Origin of the sequence: Reyranella sp., assembly GCF_004297265.1 — a bacterium.
Classification (GTDB): Bacteria; Pseudomonadota; Alphaproteobacteria; order Reyranellales; family Reyranellaceae; genus Reyranella.
Window position 1 is genome coordinate 1 of the sequence record NZ_SCUT01000036.1, and the last position, 18811, is coordinate 18811.

Consider the following 18811-nt stretch of genomic DNA (forward strand, 5'->3'; position numbering starts at 1 on the left):
CGCAACTTCGAGATCCGCAAGAACCTGCTGCGCTTCGACGACGTGATGAACGCCCAGCGCCAGGAGATCTACAAGGAACGCATCGAGCTGATGGGCACCGACGACGTGTCCGATACGGTCGCCGGCATGCGCCGCGACGTGGTCGACGCGCTCATCAAGCGGACCATTCCCGAGGGCGTCTACGCCGAGCAGTGGAAGGTCGGGGAACTCAAGGACGAGGTGCAGCGCATCTTCGGCCTCGACCTGCCGGTCGACGAGTGGGCCAGGGAAGAAGGCATCGCCGACGAGGAGATCAAGGTCCGCCTGAACGATGCGGTCGAGCGGGTGTTCGCGCAGAAGGCCGCGCAATACGGGCCCGACGTCTGGCGCCAGGTCGAGAAGAGCGTGCTGATGCAGCTCTTCGACCAGAGCTGGAAGGACCATCTGCTGCATCTCGACCATCTGCGCCAGGGCATCGGCCTGCGCGCCTACGGCCAGAAGGATCCGCTGAACGAGTACAAGCGCGAGGCCTTCAACCTGTTCAGCGACCTGCTGACCAACCTGCGCGAGCAGGTGGTCACGTTGCTGGCGACGCTGCAGATCCGCATGGAGCCGCCGCCCATGCCCGACATGCCGTCCAACATGCACGAAGTGCACGAGGATCCGGCCCTCGCCGCCTCGATGAGCGACGACCCCGCCTACGATCCGGCCGACCCGGACGGCGGCGGCGTGGCGACGCTGCACCGCCCGCGCCCGGTCGCCAAGGGCCCGGTCGACCCCAACGATCCCTCGACCTGGGGCAAGGTCTCACGCAACGCCGCCTGCCCCTGCGGCTCGGGCAAGAAGTTCAAGCACTGCCACGGGCGGGTCTGAAGTTCAGGCTCACCAGGTACGACGCGAGCACCCGTCGAGCCGGGCCGGTACCGTCAGTGCGGATGCTGCCCGCGAGCAATCATCAGGTGATGCTCCTGGTGATGCATGCCTCTCGTCATTACGCCAATGAAGCCCAGAGCCTTCGGCTTTGCCATGTCCGCTGGCGGGACATGAACTTCCAGAACGGCACCACGATCGACATCCGCCGCCTCGAAACGCCAGCCGCCGACGCCGTTCATCGTAGCTGCGTGAGCGGTGATCATCCTGCGAATGGACGCAACGACAGGACCTGAACCCGTCACCGTAAAGCGCATTCCGTCGCTGAGCGGCTCGCTGCCGACAACGGCGAGCAGGGTCACGTTGCTCATGTCGATGAGGTGCTGGCGAAGGGCCTCGATGTCGACCTTCGTCCAGTCCGTTTGGGGGTCTGCCTCCAAGACCTCGACGATCTCCTGGATAGCCGCGAAGGCATCCTGACCCGGCTGCTTTGGCGTGAAAGCCGGGTTCGCGTGCCCCAACTTCATGTGGTCGGTTGGCGACATTGATTGCGTCGTGGCGCCATGGTTGTGCGTCTGGGCATACGCAAGGGTCGGAAGAAGCGCCAACAAACAGCAGAGGAATCGGAACATCATCGTTCTCCTTCACCTCTGCTCTTGCCACGGCACGCTGGTGACGAACATGATATCCATCATGTTCAACGACCTTGAACCGCGGTTGACCGGCCTGATCCGGCACAAACTCGTGTACCAGCCTGGGCGATACCTGTTTCATCGCGGTGATCCGGTGCGGCGCATTCACTTCGTGACTGCTGGGACGGTACACCTGGTCCGCCATCTGCCATCGGGAGCACCGCTCGTCATCCAGCGTGCCGGTTCAGGCGATCTGGTGGCTGAGGCCTCGCTATACGCTGCCAAGTACCACTGCGATGCGATCGCGACGACGGAGACAAGCATCCGGGCATTTGCGAAGCGGGAGCTGCTTGTTCGCCTTGCCGATGACCCCGTCCTGGCTGCAGCGCTGTTGAAACGGCTGGCCGCAGAGTTGCAACATGCCCGTTTTCACGCCGAGATCCTCTCTCTCAAAACGGTCGCGTGTCGTCTTGATGCGTGGATGGAATGGAAGGGGACCGTTCCCGCGAAAGGGGAATGGGTCCGTCTCGCATCGGAACTCAGTGTGAGCGCGGAAGCGCTGTATCGTGAGATGGCAATCCGTCGCGCCAAGACCTGAGGACGCCGAACCGCACAAGAGTTGGCGATCGAGGCTCAACGGGCCGCGGGAACGAGAACGACCAGCTTGTAGTCGGGACGGTCCGAAGGGCTGAATGTGTGCTGCTCGAAGCGCAGCGGCCCGGCCTGGGGATGCGCGAATGTGCGCAGTCCGCCGGCCCGTTGCTGGACGTCCTGCTCGTCCCAGGCCTTCGCGAAGAACGGACTTTCACGCCGCAGCGCGTCCACCAGCGCCCGCGCGCCCCGGAAGTTGGTGCCATAGTCCGCTCGAAACTCCGCGAGAAGGCGTCTTGCGCGTTCCTCCCATTCAGGGATGAGGCGGTGGGCAGCCTCGTCCAGGAAGACGAAGCGCAACAGATTGCGCTGGCACCCCTCGCCAAGCCACCCGACGAAAAGGCCTGCCGCCGGTTCGTTCCAGCAACAGGCATTCCAAAGCGGGTCCAGTCCATAGGCAGGATGCCCGACCGCGGTGACGAGCGCGACCAGCGATGCCGGCGCGTCCGGAACGGGATCGGATGGTGCCGCGGGATCGAGACGTCCCGCGAGTTCGAAGAGGTAGGCGCGCTCGGCCCTCGACAGAGCGAGGGCCGCCGCGAGCCGTCCCAGCGTCTCCGGCGAGGCCTGGACGGGCCGCCCCTGCTCGATCCACGCACACCAGGTCGTGCTTATGCCCGCCCGTTCCGCCAGTTCCTCCCGGCGAAGCCCCGGTGTGCGCCTTCGCGCACCGGCTTCCTGCGGTCGCATCCGCGCGCGATGGGCACGGACGAACTCGCCGAGAAGCCGCCTCTGGTCGGTGTCGAGCATGAGGAAATCTATAATAGGATAAATCCCACATTGTAACAGGCTGGGTTTGAGGCACGGTGCCGTCATCAGGAGGGAACGAGATGACGGGCAAAACCCACAAGGATCTGATCGACGCGCAGTTCGGCCCGCGCGCAAAAGCCTATGTGGAGAGTGCCGTGCATTCGCGCGGCCCGGATCTCGATGCCCTGGAGTCGATCGTCCGCGACATCGCCCCCTCTCGCGCGCTGGATCTCGGCTGCGGCGGCGGCCATGTCGCCTATCTGCTGGCGCACCATGCCGGGAAGGTCACGGCCACCGACCTGTCGCCCGAGATGCTCGCCGCGGTTGCCGAAACAGCGAAGTCCCGTGCGTTACATAATATCGAGACGGCCGAAGCATCGGCGGACCGGTTGCCGTTCGAGGACGGCGCCTTCGACTTTCTCGCCTGCCGCTACTCGGCCCATCACTGGCGGGATTTCGAGGGCGGTGTACGCGAGGCGCGGCGGGTGCTGCAACGCGGCGCGACCGCCGTGTTCATCGATGTCGTCGCCCCGGCGCATCCGCTGCTGGACACGCATCTGCAGGCGGTCGAACTCCTGCGCGATACCTCGCATGTCCGGGACTACAATGCCGCGGAATGGATCGCGGCCGTCGGCCGGGCAGGATTTGCTCCGAACGTCTATCGGACGTGGCGCGTACGGATGGACTTTCCCGTCTGGATTGCCCGGATGCGTACACCGGAACTGCACGCAAGCGCGATCCGCAGCCTGCAGGACGGGGCGTCCGCCGAGATCCGCTCGCACTTCGCCATCGAGAGCGATGGCTCCTTCATGCTCGACGTCCAAATGCTCGGGATGAACGCGGCCTGACCGCGTACGTCCCGCCAGCATGACAGGCATCGCGAGCGGCGTCGCTACTTCAGAAGCTTGAGGCACTCCCCGGCCGCCTCGGCCGCCGTGCGCGCGGCATCGCGGGACAGCGTGCCGTTCATCACCAGCGGACGGGCCTGCGCGGTGAGGGCGTCCTTGATGTCGCTCTGCGGCGTGATCGTCGGGGCGGTCTTGTTGTAGAGCATCTGACCGGTCGGCGACAGATTGGCCGCGCAGGCGTTCCCCGCAGCTTGGTCGGCATGGGCCGCGACGGGAAGAACGACAAGCAGCACCGCCGCGAAGATCCGGTTTTTCATTGCAGGAAGCCCTTTCGAAAAGACGTCGCGAGGATAGCGGCGAGGCAAGCGACGCCGCAACAGATCAGTAAGACCGCGACCGCCTGTGACGTTTCAATCGTATCACGCGCTCTCTTGCGTCGCGAGCCAGGCGCGGGCCTTCTTCTCCGTCTTGAACAGGGCCGCCGGTCGCTTCGACGGCGAAATATTGACGAAGCGCTTGAAGGCCATGACGACCGATGGGTCACCGCCGACGACGGCCAGCGGACCGCTCGGGAAGTGGGACGTGTAGGCGCTCAACCGCGCGCCCATCGCCATCACGTCGGCGTCGTCGTAAACCGGCTTGAGGCGGGTCGCATCGAACAGCTTCGAATAGGCGAGCGCATTGGCCACGACGAGGGCGTCGAAATGCTCCTCCATCTCCTTCAGCGTGACCTCGCCCTCGGCGACGATATGAATGAGTTTATCCGAATGAAGGATCTCCCAGCGCAGCGGCATCGTATTCGTCTCCAGCAGCCCTCGTCCCCGTGCAGCGAGCCCGAGCCTATCACGGGCAACATGCAACCCGCCAAAGCCTGTTCGCAGGCCTGCGCTGCGCGCTATCATCGCACGGAAACCGAAGAGAACGGACGGATGAAGCTGGCTCATCGTTTGGCTGTGGCATTGACCATTGCCCTCGCCACCCCCTTGACCTCTCCCGGAGCCAGGGCGCAGCAGGACACGAACTCGGCCAACTACATCATGCTGGGCTGCGAGGCGTTCCTCCTCGATCCGATTCCGACATCCAAGCTGCTGATCGCCGGAGTCTGCGCCGGGATCATCGACACGCTGCAGGCGGTCAAGCCGAACATCTGCCTGCCCGGCATCTCGACGCGGCGGCTGCTGGTGCGTGGGGTCGTCACCTACATCAACAACAATCCCGCGCGCCTTCATGAAAATTTCATCGAGCTGGCGGGCGAGGCCCTGGAGCAGACTTGGCCCTGCACCCCGAAGTAGCGGCGACGCTCGTATGTCCGCGCGACCGCACGCGCCTTTCGGGCACGAGCGACCAGCTGGTCTGCGAGCAGGGACACCGCTTCCCGGTATGCGGCGGCATACCGGTACTGGTGCTGGATGACGGCCCCGGCATTCACGTCTCCGTCGCACGCGCCCTGGATGAAGCCGAACGCACCGAGGATCTGGGGCTCGACGATGGCGAGACACCGCCGCCGACGACGCTCCATCCTTTCGTGCGCGAGCTTCAGGGCGCCACGAGCGGTGCGATGTTCCATGCCGCCCGCGACCGCTTCACCACCTATCCCATTCCGGAGCTTCGCCTGCCCGACGGCGCGGGCGAGCGGCTGCTCGACATCGGCTGTGCCTGGGGACGCTGGTCGATCGCGGCGGCCCGGAAGGGCTATCGCGTCACCGGTATCGATCACAATTTCAGCCGCCTGGTTATCGCCCGTCGCGTTTGCCGGCAACTGGGCGTCGAAGCGGATTTCGTCTGCGCCGACGCGCGCCGCCTGCCTTTCGCCGATGGCGGCTTCGACGTTGCCTTCAGCTATTCCGTCGTCCAGCACTTCAGCAAGGACCAAGCGCGCCTGATCCTGGCGGAGGTCGGGCGTGTCCTCGCGGCGGGCGGCACGGGCATGATCCAGATGCCGAACCGCTACGGCATCCGTTCGCTTTACCATCAGCTTCGCAAGACATGGACGCCGGCGCGGCCTTACGACGTGCGCTACTGGACGGCACGCGAACTGTTAAGGGACTTCGAGGCGGCGATCGGGCCGTCACGACTCACGATCGACGGCTTTTTCGGCCTCGGCATCCAGGCTCGGGATTCAGAAAGATTCCTGCCGCACCACCGCGCGATCGTCCGGCTCTCCGAACGGCTGCGCCGCGCGCCTTGGCTGGCCCCGGTGGCCGACTCTCTCTACGTGCACTCGACGGCGCGTTCGCCTCGCTCGACGACGTAGGGAACAAAACGCGCCGCGCCCCAGGGACCATCTCAATTGACGGATAAAATGTTATACTATAACTAGCAACAGTATAACATTTTTGTGCGTAGATGGAGACCCAGATGCAGCGGATCGGCGTATCGGCATTGGCCCTCGCGGCAGGTCTTTCCGCGGCTCACCCGGTACGGGCGCAGACTCCGCCAGAGGCCCAGCCCCAGCCGGCGCCTTCGGACGGGCTGGCGATCGAAGTGGTCGGCAAGCGGCTCGACCGCGAGCGCAGCGAGATCCAGCCGAGCCTCGGCGCCACGCGCTACGATTTCAGCAAGACGGCGATCAGCAACACGCCGCTGGGCGAGAACGCCACGCTCAACCAGGTCCTGCTGCGCGCGCCCGGCGTCGTGCAGGACGGCTTCGGCCAGATCCACGTGCGCGGCGACCATGGCAGCCTGCAGTATCGTCTGGACGGCGTGCAGCTGCCCGAGGGCCTGGCGCTGTTCAGCAGCATCCTTTCGCCGCGCTTCGCCGACCAGCTCTCGCTGATCACCGGCTCGCTGCCCGCCCAGTACGGCCTGCGCACCGCCGGCGTGGTCGACATCACCGTGAAGTCGGGCACGACCAATCCCGGCGGCGAGGCCTCGGCGATGGTGGGATCCAACAACTGGGTCCAGCCGGCGCTGGAATATGGCGGGCGCTCCGGCAACTTCGACTATTTCGCGGTCGGTCAGTATGTCAGCAACAACATCGGCATCGAAAATCCGACGCCCAGCACCTCGCCGCTCCACGACTCGACGGCGCAATGGTACGCTCTGACCAAGCTCAGCGCCCTGGCCGACGAAAATACGCGCCTCAGCTTCATCGCCGGCGGTGCCAGCGCGCGCTACCAGATTCCCAATGTGCCGGGGCAAACGCCAGAGTTCCCCGTCAATGGCATCACGAACTGGAACAGCGCGGTGCTCGACCAGCGCCAGTGGGAGGACACGTACTTCGGCATCGCCTCGCTGCAGAAGAGCTACCAGAACTTCAACATGCAGCTCTCGGGCTTCGGCCGCTATTCCAAGCTCTCCTACCAGCCCGACGCGCTGGGCGACCTGCTCTACAACGGCATCGCGCCCTGGTCGCAGCGCTCGAGCCTCGCGTTCGGCGTGCAGGGCGATGCGAGCTGGAAAGTCGCCTCGAACCACACGCTGCGCGGCGGCTTCCTCGTCCAGCGGGAACAGGTGTCGAGCTACAGCCAGAACAATGCGCTGGGTCTGGTCCCGGACCCCAGCGATCCGACAGCACTCATTCCCGGCGAGAATCCAGTGGGCTTCAGCGACGGCTCGACCCTCGTCGGCTGGACCTACAGCGTCTACGTCCAGGACGAATGGAAGGTCATCCCGACGGTGACCGTGAACTTCGGCGCCCGCTTCGATGCCATCTCCGGACAGGTCTCGGAAAACCAGGTCAGCCCGCGCATCAACGTCGTCTGGGAGCCGACGCCGCAGATCAGCCTGCGGGCCGGCTACTCGCGCTACTTCGTGCCGGCGCCGCTCAACCAGGTGGGCTTCGGATCGCTCGCCGCCCGTTTGGGCACCACGGCCGAACCCGAGAATTTCATCAACGATCCGGTGCGGGCTGAACGCTCCGACTATTTCGACGTCGGCCTCACCGTGAAGCCCCTCGAAGGGCTCACCATCGGCTTCGCCGGCTACTACAAGATCGCCGAGAACTATCTCGACAAGGGCCAATTCGGCGCGCCGATCCAGCTGGCGTCCTTCAACTATGCGAACGCGCAGGTGAAGGGCTTCGAACTCTACGCCAACTACGACCAGGGTCCGTGGTCCGTCTACGGCAACCTTGCCTGGTCCAAGGTCAGCGCGACCCGGATCAACTCCGCCCAGTACAATTTCTCGCCCGAGGATCTCGCCTATATCGGCAACTACTGGATCGCCGCCGACCACGACCAGGGTTGGACCGGCTCCGCCGGTGTCGCCTACATCTTCAACTCCGGCAGTGACCGGGCAACCCGGGTTTCGGCGGACATGCTGTTCGGCAGCGGCCTGCGCACCAGCGTCATCACACCCAACGACACGTCGCTGCCGGCCTATGCCACGCTCAACCTGTCGGTGACGCAGAAGATTCCGATCAACGGCAGCAAGGGCACCCAGATCCGCCTCGACGCGATCAACGTCACTGACGGCGTCTACGAACTGCGCACCGGCGAGGGCGTGGGCGTCGGCGCACCGCAATACGGAATGCGCCGGGCCTTCTTCGTGACGCTCGCGCAAAAATTCTGACGCGCAAACGACATGATGTGGGAAGGCCGGGCATGGTAGAAAACACCATGCCTGACACCAGCCTTCCCTTCGTCCTGACCCTTCAGGGCGGCTCCAACTTCCGCGACCTCGGCGGCTACAAGACCGAGGACGGCCGCACCGTGCGGCGCAACACCGTGTTCCGCTCGGCCCATCTCGGCGGCCTGACCGACGAAGACCGCGGCGCCCTCGGGCGCCTCGGCGTCCGCACCATCGTCGACCTGCGCGGCGTCAGCGAAGCGGCCGAGACACCGCACCTGATCGAGGGCCTCGCCTGCCGCATCGTCGGCGCGCACATCGAACCGGGTGTCGGTGACAAGATCCGCGGTGCCGTGGCCGACGGGACGGCCAACCCGCACGTCATGATGGGGTTCCTCACGGACCACTATCGTGACTATCCGCGCCGCTGCGCGCCGGGCTTCCGGACCCTGTTCGCAACGCTCAGCGACGGCGAACATCGTCCGCTGGTGTTTCACTGCACCGCCGGTAAGGACCGCACCGGCTTCGCCTCGGCCCTGCTGCTCTCGCTGCTCGGCGTGCCCTGGGAAACGGTGATGGAGGACTATCTCCGCACCAACGAGCTGTGGACCGGGCATATCGGCCGCTATCCCGAACTCGACATCGACACGCGCGCCGCCATCATCGAAGCCCGCACGCCTTATCTCGAAGCCGCCTTCGAGGTGCTGCGCGGGGACTTCGGCACACCAGAAGACTTCGCGGAAAAGGCGCTTGGCCTCGACGCCAAGGCTCGCGACCGGCTGAAGGCGGATTTGCTGGAAGGGTGAGTTCCGCGCTACGCCTGTCGGCATGGCCGACACGCGCTACGACACACCCGAACCCTTCAAGGTCGACATTCCCGAACGGGCGCTGATCGACCTCGACGAGCGGCTGCGCCGCTGGCGCCCGCCGGTGGCGATTGCCGACGGCGGCTCCTGGGCCTCCGGAACCGATCCGGCTTTCCTCGCCGAGCTGGTCGACTACTGGCGCCACGGCTACGACTGGCAGCGCTGCCAGGAGGCCATCAACCAGTGGCCCAATTATCTCGTCGATATCGGCCCGCAGCGCCTTCATTTCATCCGCGAACCCGGCACCGAGGTCGAGGACGCGCCGCGACCGTTGCCTCTGGTCGTGACCCATGGCTGGCCGGGATCGATCGTCGAGTTCCTGCACATCATCGACGTCCTCGCCCATCCGGAGGACCATGGCGGCGATCCGCTCGACGCCTTCGACGTGATCGTGCCCTCCCTGCCGGGCTACGGCTTCTCCGGCCCGCCGATCCGCGCCGACGGCACGCAAGGTCCGATCGGTCCGCGCGCCATCGCGGGCCTGTGGCACAGGCTCGTCACTGAAAAGCTGAACTACGACCGTCCCTACGGCGCGCAGGGCGGCGACTGGGGTGCCGTCGTTTCGTCATGGCTCGCCTTCGATCAACCGATGAAGGACGAGACCGGCGTCCTCGGCGTCCATCTCAACATGATGGGACTGCGCCCCGGCATCGATCTCGAGACCGTCACCCTCAGTGCCGACGAACAGGCCTGGCTCGCGAAGATGGGCAGCGCGCTCGACGACAAGACCGCCTACCAGCGCATCCAGGCAACACGGCCGCAGACGCTCGGCGTGGCGCTCGCCGATTCGCCGGTGGGACTGGCCGCCTGGATCGTCGAGAAGTTCCAGGCGTGGAGCGATTGCGGCGGCGATCCGCTCAAGCGCTTCCCGATGGACACGCTTCTCGACAACGTCATGGTCTACTGGCTCACCGGCACGGCCGGCACCTCGACGTGGCTCTATCGCGGCGTCACCGAGCAGAAGCCGCGCGCCTTGCCAGAAGGCGCAAAGGTCGAGACGCCCACGGGCTTCGCCGCCTTTCCCGCCGACATCGCGCCGGCCCCGCCGAAGGAATGGATCGAACGCGCCTTCAACCTGCGGCGCCATACGATCATGCCGAGCGGCGGCCACTTCGCGGCGCTCGAGGAACCCGAGCTGCTGGTCGAGGACATCCGCGCCTTCTTCCGCCCCCTGCGCTACGGCGCGGCAAACGATTGAGGAAAGTGTCAGCGCTCCCGCAGTTTCGGATCGATGGCATCGCGCAGCGCATCGCCGAAAAGGCTGAAGCCGAACACGGTGAGGGCGATCGCGAGCCCGGGAAAGATCGCGATCCAGGGCGCCGTGGAGGCGTATTCCTCCGCCCCACCCTGCAGCATCAGCCCCCAGGCCGGCGTCGGCTCCTGTACGCCGAGCCCGAGATAGGACAGAGACGCCTCGGCGAGGATCGCCTGCCCCACGAAGGCCGTGAGCATGATCAGGAACGGCGCCACCACGTTCGGCATCATGTGACGCAGGATGATGCGGCTGTGGCTGAAGCCGGAGGTGCGCGCGGCGTCGATGTAGGGCACTTCGCGGATCGAGAGCGCGCTTGCCCGGACCACGCGGGCGCAGCGCGGGATCAGGGGCACGGTGATGGCGGCGATGACGTTCTGCACGCCGGTCCCGAAGATCGCGACCACGGCCAGCGCCATGATGATCAGTGGAAACGCCATCAGGATGTCCATCACGCGCTGCAGGATCAGGTCGATCTTGCCGCCGAAATAGGCGCTGCCGACGCCCAGCACCAGGCCGGCGAAACCGCCGACGAAGGCCGAGATGAAGCCGATGATGAGCGCGGTGCGCGCGCCGTAGATGATTCGCGACAGCAGGTCCCGGCCGAACTGGTCGGTGCCCAGCCAGTGCGCCCAGCTCGGCGCCTCGGTCATGGCCTCGAAATCGTTGGCGGTCGGGTTGTAGGGCGCGATCCATTCGGCCGACAGGCCGGCGATCGCGGTGACGATCACGATCGCCAGGCCGAACGTGCCGAGCGGTTGACGGCGGCAGAAACCAAGCGCGGCCGTGCGCCACGAACGGTGGATCTCGTCGGGAGCCTCGCTGGTCATGACGGCCACCGCTCTCTCCTCAGGCGAAGCGGATGCGAGGGTCGAGCCACGCATACAGAACATCGACGACAAGATTCGTGACCACGAAGATGGCGACCGTGAGCATCACCAGCGCCTGGGTAAGGGTGTAGTCCTGGTTCTGGACGGCGAGCACGAACAGCCGGCCGATGCCGTTCAGGTTGAAGACCTGTTCCGTCACGACCAAGCCGCCGATCAGAAAGGCGAACTCGATGCCGACCAGCGTCACCACCGGCAGCATCGCGTTCTTGAGCGCGTGGCGGTTTACGATGAGCTGCTCCAGGAGACCCTTGGCGCGGGCGGTTCGTATGTAGTCCTCCCGCAGCACCTCGAGCATGGCCGAGCGGGTCATGCGCATGGTCACCGCGGAATAGCGGTAACCGATGGTCAGCGCCGGCAGGATCACGATCGAAAGATTGTGCAGCGGATCTTCCCAGAACGGCACGAAATTTATCGGCGGCATCCAGGGCGCTCCGAACAGGAGGTGGGAGACGTCGAGCACGATCAGTATCGACATGATGCCAAGCCAGAATGACGGCGTTGCGATGCCGGCAATCGCCACCGTGCGCACGACATGGTCGAGCCAGCTGTTCTGATGAAGCGCCGAGATGGTGCCGAGCGGGATGGCGATCACCACCGCCACCACGGTGGCCAGGATCGCGATCTCCAGCGACACCGGGATGCGGGTGGCGATCTCCTCTGAAACGGGCTTGCCCGACCACATCGAGGTTCCGAAGTCGCCGCTTGCGAATCCCACGATGAAGTCGACGAACTGCAGCAGCAGGGAGCGGTCGAGGCCCAGTTGGGCATGGCAGTTGGCGACGGCAGCAGCGTTGATCGAACTGCCGGAGCCCAAGCGGATGACGCAGATGTCGCCCGGGATCAGGCGCATCAGGATGAAGACCAGCGCGGCCGCCCCGATCAGCGTCGGGACGGCCAGCAGCAGACGGTTCAGGATGTAACGATACATCTGTGCGCCCGATTCCTCGACCCGGGTGCTGCTACTTGTCGAGCCAGATGTTCGCGAGGTTGAGGTTCAGATAGTGGCTCGGGCTGATCTTCCAGCCCTTCATGTACGAACGATGGGCGAGGATGCGATTCCACCACGGCGTCATGATGGTGACGACCTTGGTATCGAGCGCATAGGTCTCGAAGTCTCGCATCCTGGCGCGCTGCTTCACCGGATCAGTTTCCTTGAGCATCGCATTGTACAGCTCGATCAGCTTCGGATCCTCGTAGCCGCCGTAATTCTCGGGATAGACCGAGCGCGGCAGGACCTTGGCGACATCGAGCAGCGGGTTGACCATGTTCTGGCAATTGAATTCGACGGTGACCTCGAAATTGCCGCTGCGCAGCGCCTCATAGAACGGCCCTGTCGGCAGCACGCGCTGCGTCACCTTCAGGCCGATCTTGCTCCACTCGTCGATCGCCCAGGTGGCGACGAACTTGTAGGGCTGGTCGACGTTGCGGTTCATGAGTTCGAACTTGAGCCCTTCCGCGCCGGCTTCCTTCAGGAGCTTGCGGGCCTCGGCGCGCGCCTTCTCGATGTCCGGGCCGAAGCCCGCGATCTTTTGCAGTTCCTCCTTGTTCGCGGCCAGCGGCGAGCCCGGGAAGACCAGTCCGCCGACCGTGTGGACGGTGGCAATCCGCGACAGCGCGGGGGCGCCCTTCCAGGGATCGATCGCCAGCGCGAGCGCCCGCCGCACCCGCACGTCGTCGAACGGCTTCTTCTTCTGGTTGGGCGTCAGCAGGTTGACGCAGTTCCAGTCGCTGGTCTGGACGGTGATCTTGTCGCCCAACTCCTTCACCAGCTCGTCGCGCGCCGACGGCGGCATGCCCCGGAACTCCGTCGCGGCGCGATCGGCCCGGATGGCGTCGACGCGGACAGACTGCTTGGCGGCGAATATGGCCGTGAAGCCGTCGATATAGGGTTTGCCCTCGTGGTAGTAGTCCGGGTTGCGCGTCCCCTTAATCGACTGGCCGGTCTCGTACCCGACGAACTTGAAGGGCCCCGATCCCATCACGTTCTTCTCGTACCAGTGCGGTTCCTTCTCGAGGATGTCCTTCTTGTAGATGTACGCGAAAGGATCGGCGAGCGCGGGCAGAAACGCCGACGTGGCGAACTTCAGCCGGAAGACCACGGTCTCCGGATCGGGGTTCTCGATCTTGTCGACCATCGACATATAGGCTTCCCGCGCGCTCGAAACGCCCGTGGGCGGGAACGCGATGTACTGCCAGCTCTTCGCCACATCGGCGGCCGTGAGCGGCGTGCCATCGTGGAACTTGACGCCCTTGCGGATCTTGAACGTGTAGGTCTTGCCGTCGTCGGTCGGCTTCGGCATCTCCGTGCAGAGATCGCAGACGATATCGGTCGTCGACGACGGATTGTCGGGATTGATCGAGATCAGGGTGCTGTAGAATGGCGCCGTGGCGTGCAGCGTGGCAAAGGTGTTTTCCTTGTGTCCGTCGAGACTGGGCGGCGCATCGGCCGGAATCATGTAGGTGAGCGTGCCGCCTTTCTTGATCGCCTGCGCCGCAACGGGCGTGGCGGCAAGTGCGGCCGTGACAGCAATCGAAAAGCTTACGCCAAGCCACCCGGTTCGATTCATCATGGTCGCCTCCCTTGACTCTTTTCAGGTCGTTCTGGTTTTCCCCGATTGGTTATCGCTTCAACTCACTTCACTGCACGCCACCCAGTGGCCGGGCCGCAATTCGCGCAGCGCGGGCCGCATCCGCCGGCAGCTCTCGACCGCCTTCGGGCAACGCGGATGGAAGACACAGCCTCCAGGTGGATTGATCGGGCTCGGCACCTCGCCGAGCACCGGTTGGAAATTCCGGCCGGCCTCGATGACCGGATCCGGCACCGGCACCGCGGCCAGCAGGGCGCGGGTGTAGGGATGGAGCGGGTTGTCGAACAGTTCGTCGCAATCGGCCAGTTCGACGATGCGGCCGAGATACATCACCGCTACGCGCTGGCAGAGATGGCGCACCACGGACAGGTCGTGGGCGATGAAGAGATAAGTCAGGCCGAAACGCTCGCGCAGATCCTCGAGCAGGTTGATCACCTGGGCCTGGATCGACACGTCGAGCGCCGAGACCGCCTCGTCGCAGACGATGAACTCGGGTTCGAGCGCCAGCGCGCGGGCGATGCCGACGCGCTGACGCTGACCGCCCGACATCTCGTGCGGATAGCGATCGGCGAAGCCGGGGTTCAGGCCACAGACCTGCAGCAGTTCACGCACGCGCGCACGCCGCCGCGCCGCATCCGGTGCAAGGCCATGGACATGGATCGGCTCGCCGACGATGTCGCCCACCTTCATGCGCGGATTGAGCGAGCTGTAGGGATCCTGGAAGATCACCTGGATGCGCCGCCGCAGCGCCAGCCTCTCGCTGCGCGACAGGGTGTTGATGTCGACGCCGTCGTACAGGATGGCACCCGAGGTCGGGCGCTCGAGCTGCAGGATGCAGCGGCCCGTGGTGGTCTTGCCGCAGCCGCTCTCACCCACCAGGCCGAGCGTCTCGCCGCGCCGCAGGCTGAAGTCGACCCCGTCGACCGCCTTCACCTCGCCGACCTGGCGCCGCATCAGGATTCCCTCGGAGATCGGGAAATGCATGTGCAATCCCTTGATCTCGAGCAGGGGTCTGTCGGCGCCGGCGTCCGTCATGGCGATGCCCGTCATGCCGCGACCTGCACGGAGGGAAGTTCGTCCCGGCGGAAGCAAGCCGACAGGTGGCCCGCCGCGCCGATCGCCTCGAGGGCCGGACGCGACTCGCCGCAGGCCTCGACGGCGAACCGGCAGCGCGGACGGAACGCACATCCGCCGTCGAGCCGTGTCAGGTCGGGCGGCTGGCCGTCGACCGGATCGAGTCGTGCCTGGCGAGGCCGGTCGAGCCGTGGCACCGAGCGCAGCAACGCCATCGTGTAGGGGTGGCGCGGATCGTGATAGACCTCGGTCGCCGGACCACTTTCGACCAGGCGACCGGCATACATGACGTTAACCCGCTTGGCGTAGCGGGCGACGACGCCGAGATTGTGCGTGATGATGATCAGCGCGACATTGAGACGCCGCGTCAGCTCGGCCATGAGCTCCAGAATCTGCGCCTGGATCGTGACGTCGAGCGCCGTCGTGGGCTCGTCCGCGATGATCAGTCGGGGCTCGCAGGTCAGCGCGATGGCGATCATGATCCGCTGGCGCATGCCGCCCGAAAGCTGATGCGGATACTGCCGCAGCCGGCGCTCGGGATCGGCGATGCCGACCAGGTTCAACAGCTCGACGGCACGCCGGTCCGCCGTGGCCCGGTCGGCGCCGCGGTGCTGCTGCAGCGTCTCGGTGATCTGGCGCCCGATCGTCAGCACTGGATTGAGCGACGTCATCGGTTCCTGGAAAATCATGCCGATCTCGCTGCCGCGCACCTCCCGCATCTCCTCGGTGGACAGGCTGAGCAGATCACGACCGGCAAACAGGATCTGCCCCTGGGTAATTCGCCCCGGCGGATCCGGAATGAGGCGCAGGATCGACATCGCGCCGACCGACTTGCCCGACCCGCTCTCGCCGACGACGGCCACGGTCTCCCCGGAATGGACTGTGTACGAGACGCCATCGACAGCACGCACCACTCCCGCTCCTGTGCGGAACTCGGTGTGCAGCCCTTTTACCTCGAGCAGCGGCGGCATGCGGTCTCGCTCCGTAAAGCCTGATCAACGACTACGCACGGTGAGAACTAAGCACGGTAAGAACGACGCACGGCGATGCACTTCGCGGTGGCGCGGCATCACAGGTCCCCCAACGGCCTGTGCCTCTACATCGATCTGTCTCTACGCGAAGTCTGTTTCGTCCCTGTCCGCTCCGCCGGTTCAATGCCGGCGGGCGCAGCCTCTTGCGGGCTTGCGCGAATCGTACGGGAGTGAGCCGCACATCGCAAGCCGCTTAAGCCGGGTCGGGCGGTCGTCGCGCCAGCAGCGCCGCCACCACCGCACATGACGCCAGGATACCAAACAAGATCAATGAGTCGGTGTAGTTGCCGCTCCAGTCGCGCAGCATGCCGGAGGCCAGCGGCCCCGCGGCCTGCGCCGTCACCTGCAGAGACAGGGCCACGCCGCGAATGGCGCCGTAGCTTTCGCGACCGAAATAGTCGGCCCAGGCGACCGGCAGCAGCAGCATGATTCCGCCGATGCCGATGCCGAACAGGCCGGCCGCCGCCATCGCGGTCTCCACGCCGGAGACGAAGATCAGCCCGTAGCTGCCGAGCGCCATGCTCGCCGCACACAGCGCCATCTGGTAGCGCACCGGCCAGCGGCGCGGCAGGAAGCCGATGCCGAAGCTCGCCGCGCCCGAGAGCATGGCGACGAAGGCGATCACCGAGGCCGCCGCGACAGGCGACAGGCCGCGTTCGATCAGGTGCGGCGCATTGTGGAGGCTGACGCCGGCCTGCACGGGAAACACGAGGACCGTGTAGAGCGAGAGCAGCCAGAAGGCCGGCGTCCGCATGGCCTGCGCCCGGCTCCAGCGCGGCTCGACCAACGGCGCTGCCTTGCCATCGGCCAGCCGGTCGGGCTGGAGGCCGACATCCTCCGGCCGCCGCACCAGCAGCAGCCAGCACGGCACGAAGCCCACCAGCAGCACCGTGACGCCGACCGCGATCCAGCCGGCGCGCCAGTCGGCGCCGCCGATGGCGAACTGCGCGATCAGCGGCAGACCGACCAGCCCCGACATCTGTGCGAGCGTCGCAAACGAGGCGGCGATGCCGCGGCGTGCCACGAACCAGTTGTTGAGCGCGCCGTAGAGGCCGAGGTCGAACGGCCCCGCCCAGATCATGCGGGCGAAACAGAACAGCAGATAGAAGAGCAGCAGCGACTGGACGAGCGACAGCGCCATGCAGGCGATGCCGGTGCCCGCCACCGCGAGGCAGAGCACGAGGCGCGCGCCGCGGCGGTCGACGAACGGCCCGATCAGCGGCGACAGGATCGCCGCCAGCACCCCGCCCAGCGACACCGCGCCCGACATCTCCGTCCGCGACCAGCCGAAGGCCTCGGTCATCGGCACGACGAAGATCGAGAGCACGGCAACGGCCGGCCCCTGCCGCGCGAAGCCCGCGAGGCAGATGCAGCCCAGCACCACCCATCCGTAGAAGAAGGGCAGCCGCGGGATCAGGAACCGCGGCAGGGGTGGTGCTTGCATCGAAAGCTTAGGCGAAGGTCGCCGTCGCCTGCGCCGCGATCGTGCCCTGGGGCGTCACGGTCCAGAGTTCGGCGCCCTTGCCGTCGGCGGTCGGCCGGCCGATCGCGTCGAACGGCGCGGTGTCGAACAGCGGCGCGCGCGCGCGGATGGCGAAAGTCTTGACCGTCCGGCCGGGATTGGAATCGCGCAGCAGGTCGAACAGGCATTGCTGGGCAAACGGTCCATGCACCACCAGGCCGGGATAACCCTCGGTCTCGATGCAGTAGGTGCGGTCGTAGTGGATGCGATGCGGGTTGAAAGTGATGGCGGAATAGCGGAACAGCATCACCGGATCGGCCTTGATGGTGCGCCGCCACGGCACGTCGGTGGGGGCCGCCTCGCGCACCGGCACGCCGCTCTTCTCGCCCGCCTTCACCTCCTCGCGGAACACGGTGTTCGCCACTTCGGTGACGGCGAGGCCGCGCGGCGTGTAGATGCGGCGTGTCTGGCTGGTGACGATCAGGCTGCCGGTGCCGCCGCCGCGCAGCTGCACATCGGAGAACTCAGTCTCGCGGCGGAGCCTGTCGCCGACCCTGATGTCGCCGTCGAAAGTGAAGGTCGAACCGGCATACATGCGGCGCGGCAGCGGGATCTTCGGCAGCACGCCGCCCTCGGTCGGCAGCCCGTCCTCGGCCAGGACGTTGCGGCGGGCGTAGGAATGCAGGAAGCAGAGGTGCCAGCCCGGCGCGATCGGCTCGCCCTCCGCCGGCACCTTGTCGTCGCGATCGAAGGTCGCGATCATCGCCTTCAGCGGCGCCTGGGTGACGACGTCCTCGTCCTCGATCTTGCGGCCGAGTTCCTTCTTCAGCGGTTCGATGTCGATGGTCATGGTTGCTTCCTCCGGACTTTCAGCCAGCCTAACCAATCCCCTGCCATGATTCGCCGCCCGCATCCGCATGAAATCAAGCTGCTGCCGCAGATCGAAAACGAGGCCGATCTGCGCTACCGGCGCGCGGGCCTCGGCCGCATTCTCGACATGCCGCCCGCCAGCCTGGCGTCGCTCGAGGCAGGACGGCGTGAGGCCCGGCTCTGGGTCGCCGTCTCGCCACTCAACCGGCCGGTGGGTATTGCCCTGATGAAGTTCCCGGGCGGCACGGCCTGGCTCGACCAACTCTCGGTGCTGCAATGCTGGCAAGGTCGAGGATATGGCAGCGCGCTGATCGACCGGACCGCCGCAGCCGCTCGCGATCTTGGCCATCGCGCGCTCCATCTGTCGACCTATCGCGACGTCCCGTGGAACGCGCCCTACTACGCGCGCCGCGGCTTCGAGGAGGTGCCGCGCAGAGAGTGGCCGCACGTCTTCCGGATGCAGGCGATGGAAGAAAACAGCCAAGGCCATCCACCGTGGCGCCGCACGATCATGAGGCGGCTACTCGATTGAGAGGCGG

General features: G+C 65.9%; 20 protein-coding genes. 9 read left to right on the forward strand and 11 right to left on the reverse strand.

All coding sequences use genetic code 11. The features are described 5' to 3' along the window. Positions 1-852, forward strand: an 852-nt coding sequence (locus tag EPO41_RS16110) for an SEC-C metal-binding domain-containing protein (RefSeq protein ID WP_296326893.1), incomplete at its 5' end; no start/stop codon positions are given. A gap of 53 nt (positions 853-905) precedes the next feature. Here the strand turns inward: EPO41_RS16110 and EPO41_RS16115 are convergent. Next, the gene (locus EPO41_RS16115) at positions 906-1484 is read right to left on the reverse strand and encodes a hypothetical protein (protein WP_296326895.1); all 579 of its coding nucleotides are present in this window, start codon (positions 1482-1484) and stop codon (positions 906-908) included. A gap of 58 nt (positions 1485-1542) precedes the next feature. Between EPO41_RS16115 and EPO41_RS16120 the strand changes: the two genes are divergently transcribed. Next, positions 1543-2079, forward strand: coding sequence for a Crp/Fnr family transcriptional regulator (locus EPO41_RS16120; RefSeq protein WP_296326896.1), 537 nt, complete (start codon positions 1543-1545; stop codon positions 2077-2079). A 35-nt stretch (positions 2080-2114) separates the two neighbouring features. On the opposite strand, the gene EPO41_RS16125 is transcribed toward EPO41_RS16120, so the two are convergent. Beyond that, positions 2115-2882 (reverse strand): helix-turn-helix transcriptional regulator, encoded by a 768-nt coding sequence (locus tag EPO41_RS16125; RefSeq protein WP_296326898.1) that lies wholly within the window; start codon positions 2880-2882, stop codon positions 2115-2117. Between the two features lie 80 nt (positions 2883-2962). Between EPO41_RS16125 and EPO41_RS16130 the strand changes: the two genes are divergently transcribed. Then, positions 2963-3730: a class I SAM-dependent methyltransferase gene (locus tag EPO41_RS16130; protein ID WP_296326900.1), complete on the forward strand. Its 768-nt coding sequence runs from the start codon at positions 2963-2965 to the stop codon at positions 3728-3730. 44 nt (positions 3731-3774) lie between these two features. Here the strand turns inward: EPO41_RS16130 and EPO41_RS16135 are convergent, their stop codons facing one another. Continuing rightward, positions 3775-4047 carry a hypothetical protein gene (locus EPO41_RS16135; protein WP_296326902.1) on the reverse strand — a complete coding sequence of 91 codons (273 nt, stop codon included), beginning with the start codon at positions 4045-4047 and terminating at the stop codon, positions 3775-3777. A gap of 102 nt (positions 4048-4149) precedes the next feature. Further along, on the reverse strand, positions 4150-4524 hold the full coding sequence (locus tag EPO41_RS16140; protein ID WP_296326904.1) for a hypothetical protein: 375 nt from the start codon (positions 4522-4524) through the stop codon (positions 4150-4152). A 60-nt stretch (positions 4525-4584) separates the two neighbouring features. On the opposite strand from EPO41_RS16140, the gene EPO41_RS16145 reads away from it, so the two are divergent. From EPO41_RS16145 to EPO41_RS16165, 5 genes are all read left to right on the forward strand, one after another. After that, positions 4585-5022, forward strand: coding sequence for a Rap1a/Tai family immunity protein (locus EPO41_RS16145; protein ID WP_296326906.1), 438 nt, complete (start codon positions 4585-4587; stop codon positions 5020-5022). Further along, positions 5001-5984: a class I SAM-dependent methyltransferase gene (locus EPO41_RS16150; RefSeq protein ID WP_296326908.1), complete on the forward strand. Its 984-nt coding sequence runs from the start codon at positions 5001-5003 to the stop codon at positions 5982-5984. The genes EPO41_RS16145 and EPO41_RS16150 overlap by 22 nt, the downstream gene beginning before the upstream one ends. A gap of 92 nt (positions 5985-6076) precedes the next feature. Beyond that, positions 6077-8242 carry a TonB-dependent receptor gene (locus tag EPO41_RS16155; protein ID WP_296326909.1) on the forward strand — a complete coding sequence of 722 codons (2166 nt, stop codon included), beginning with the start codon at positions 6077-6079 and terminating at the stop codon, positions 8240-8242. 47 nt (positions 8243-8289) lie between these two features. Further along, positions 8290-9045, forward strand: a complete 756-nt coding sequence (locus EPO41_RS16160; RefSeq protein WP_296326911.1) for a tyrosine-protein phosphatase — start codon at positions 8290-8292, stop codon at positions 9043-9045. Positions 9046-9067: 22 nt separating this feature from the next. Beyond that, positions 9068-10303: an epoxide hydrolase family protein gene (locus EPO41_RS16165; protein WP_296326913.1), complete on the forward strand. Its 1236-nt coding sequence runs from the start codon at positions 9068-9070 to the stop codon at positions 10301-10303. Between the two features lie 8 nt (positions 10304-10311). Here the strand turns inward: EPO41_RS16165 and EPO41_RS16170 are convergent, their stop codons facing one another. The 7 genes from EPO41_RS16170 to EPO41_RS16200 form a co-directional block, all read right to left on the reverse strand. Continuing rightward, positions 10312-11187 (reverse strand): ABC transporter permease, encoded by an 876-nt coding sequence (locus EPO41_RS16170; protein ID WP_296327000.1) that lies wholly within the window; start codon positions 11185-11187, stop codon positions 10312-10314. A gap of 19 nt (positions 11188-11206) precedes the next feature. Beyond that, positions 11207-12175 (reverse strand): ABC transporter permease, encoded by a 969-nt coding sequence (locus EPO41_RS16175; RefSeq protein ID WP_296326915.1) that lies wholly within the window; start codon positions 12173-12175, stop codon positions 11207-11209. 31 nt (positions 12176-12206) lie between these two features. Continuing rightward, positions 12207-13817, reverse strand: coding sequence for an ABC transporter substrate-binding protein (locus tag EPO41_RS16180; RefSeq protein WP_296326917.1), 1611 nt, complete (start codon positions 13815-13817; stop codon positions 12207-12209). Positions 13818-13874: 57 nt separating this feature from the next. Then, entirely contained in the window at positions 13875-14885 is a 1011-nt protein-coding gene (locus tag EPO41_RS16185; protein ID WP_296326918.1) for an ABC transporter ATP-binding protein, read from the reverse strand. Next, the gene (locus EPO41_RS16190; protein WP_296326923.1) at positions 14882-15880 is read right to left on the reverse strand and encodes an ABC transporter ATP-binding protein; all 999 of its coding nucleotides are present in this window, start codon (positions 15878-15880) and stop codon (positions 14882-14884) included. Before EPO41_RS16190 ends, EPO41_RS16185 begins: the two co-directional genes overlap by 4 nt. A gap of 253 nt (positions 15881-16133) precedes the next feature. Then, positions 16134-17384 (reverse strand): MFS transporter, encoded by a 1251-nt coding sequence (locus EPO41_RS16195; RefSeq protein WP_296326925.1) that lies wholly within the window; start codon positions 17382-17384, stop codon positions 16134-16136. Between the two features lie 7 nt (positions 17385-17391). Next, positions 17392-18252 carry a MaoC family dehydratase N-terminal domain-containing protein gene (locus EPO41_RS16200; protein WP_296326926.1) on the reverse strand — a complete coding sequence of 287 codons (861 nt, stop codon included), beginning with the start codon at positions 18250-18252 and terminating at the stop codon, positions 17392-17394. A 45-nt stretch (positions 18253-18297) separates the two neighbouring features. Between EPO41_RS16200 and EPO41_RS16205 the strand changes: the two genes are divergently transcribed. Continuing rightward, positions 18298-18804, forward strand: coding sequence for a GNAT family N-acetyltransferase (locus tag EPO41_RS16205; protein ID WP_296326927.1), 507 nt, complete (start codon positions 18298-18300; stop codon positions 18802-18804). The last annotated feature ends 7 nt before the right edge of the window (positions 18805-18811 follow it).

Excerpts from the sequence above, each read along its gene's own strand:
- EPO41_RS16115 (WP_296326895.1), bottom strand. The coding sequence starts at position 1,484 with ATGATGTTCCGATTCCTCTGCTGTTTGTTGGCGCTTCTTCCGACCCTT.
- EPO41_RS16120 (WP_296326896.1), top strand. The coding sequence starts at position 1,543 with ATGTTCAACGACCTTGAACCGCGGTTGACCGGCCTGATCCGGCACAAA.
- EPO41_RS16125 (WP_296326898.1), bottom strand. The coding sequence starts at position 2,882 with ATGCTCGACACCGACCAGAGGCGGCTTCTCGGCGAGTTCGTCCGTGCC.
- EPO41_RS16130 (WP_296326900.1), top strand. The coding sequence starts at position 2,963 with ATGACGGGCAAAACCCACAAGGATCTGATCGACGCGCAGTTCGGCCCG.
- EPO41_RS16135 (WP_296326902.1), bottom strand. The coding sequence starts at position 4,047 with ATGAAAAACCGGATCTTCGCGGCGGTGCTGCTTGTCGTTCTTCCCGTC.
- EPO41_RS16140 (WP_296326904.1), bottom strand. The coding sequence starts at position 4,524 with ATGCCGCTGCGCTGGGAGATCCTTCATTCGGATAAACTCATTCATATC.
- EPO41_RS16145 (WP_296326906.1), top strand. The coding sequence starts at position 4,585 with ATGCAACCCGCCAAAGCCTGTTCGCAGGCCTGCGCTGCGCGCTATCAT.
- EPO41_RS16155 (WP_296326909.1), top strand. The coding sequence starts at position 6,077 with ATGGAGACCCAGATGCAGCGGATCGGCGTATCGGCATTGGCCCTCGCG.
- EPO41_RS16160 (WP_296326911.1), top strand. The coding sequence starts at position 8,290 with ATGCCTGACACCAGCCTTCCCTTCGTCCTGACCCTTCAGGGCGGCTCC.
- EPO41_RS16165 (WP_296326913.1), top strand. The coding sequence starts at position 9,068 with ATGGCCGACACGCGCTACGACACACCCGAACCCTTCAAGGTCGACATT.
- EPO41_RS16170 (WP_296327000.1), bottom strand. The coding sequence starts at position 11,187 with ATGACCAGCGAGGCTCCCGACGAGATCCACCGTTCGTGGCGCACGGCC.
- EPO41_RS16175 (WP_296326915.1), bottom strand. The coding sequence starts at position 12,175 with ATGTATCGTTACATCCTGAACCGTCTGCTGCTGGCCGTCCCGACGCTG.
- EPO41_RS16180 (WP_296326917.1), bottom strand. The coding sequence starts at position 13,817 with ATGATGAATCGAACCGGGTGGCTTGGCGTAAGCTTTTCGATTGCTGTC.
- EPO41_RS16185 (WP_296326918.1), bottom strand. The coding sequence starts at position 14,885 with ATGACGGGCATCGCCATGACGGACGCCGGCGCCGACAGACCCCTGCTC.
- EPO41_RS16190 (WP_296326923.1), bottom strand. The coding sequence starts at position 15,880 with ATGCCGCCGCTGCTCGAGGTAAAAGGGCTGCACACCGAGTTCCGCACA.
- EPO41_RS16195 (WP_296326925.1), bottom strand. The coding sequence starts at position 17,384 with ATGCAAGCACCACCCCTGCCGCGGTTCCTGATCCCGCGGCTGCCCTTC.
- EPO41_RS16200 (WP_296326926.1), bottom strand. The coding sequence starts at position 18,252 with ATGACCATCGACATCGAACCGCTGAAGAAGGAACTCGGCCGCAAGATC.
- EPO41_RS16205 (WP_296326927.1), top strand. The coding sequence starts at position 18,298 with ATGATTCGCCGCCCGCATCCGCATGAAATCAAGCTGCTGCCGCAGATC.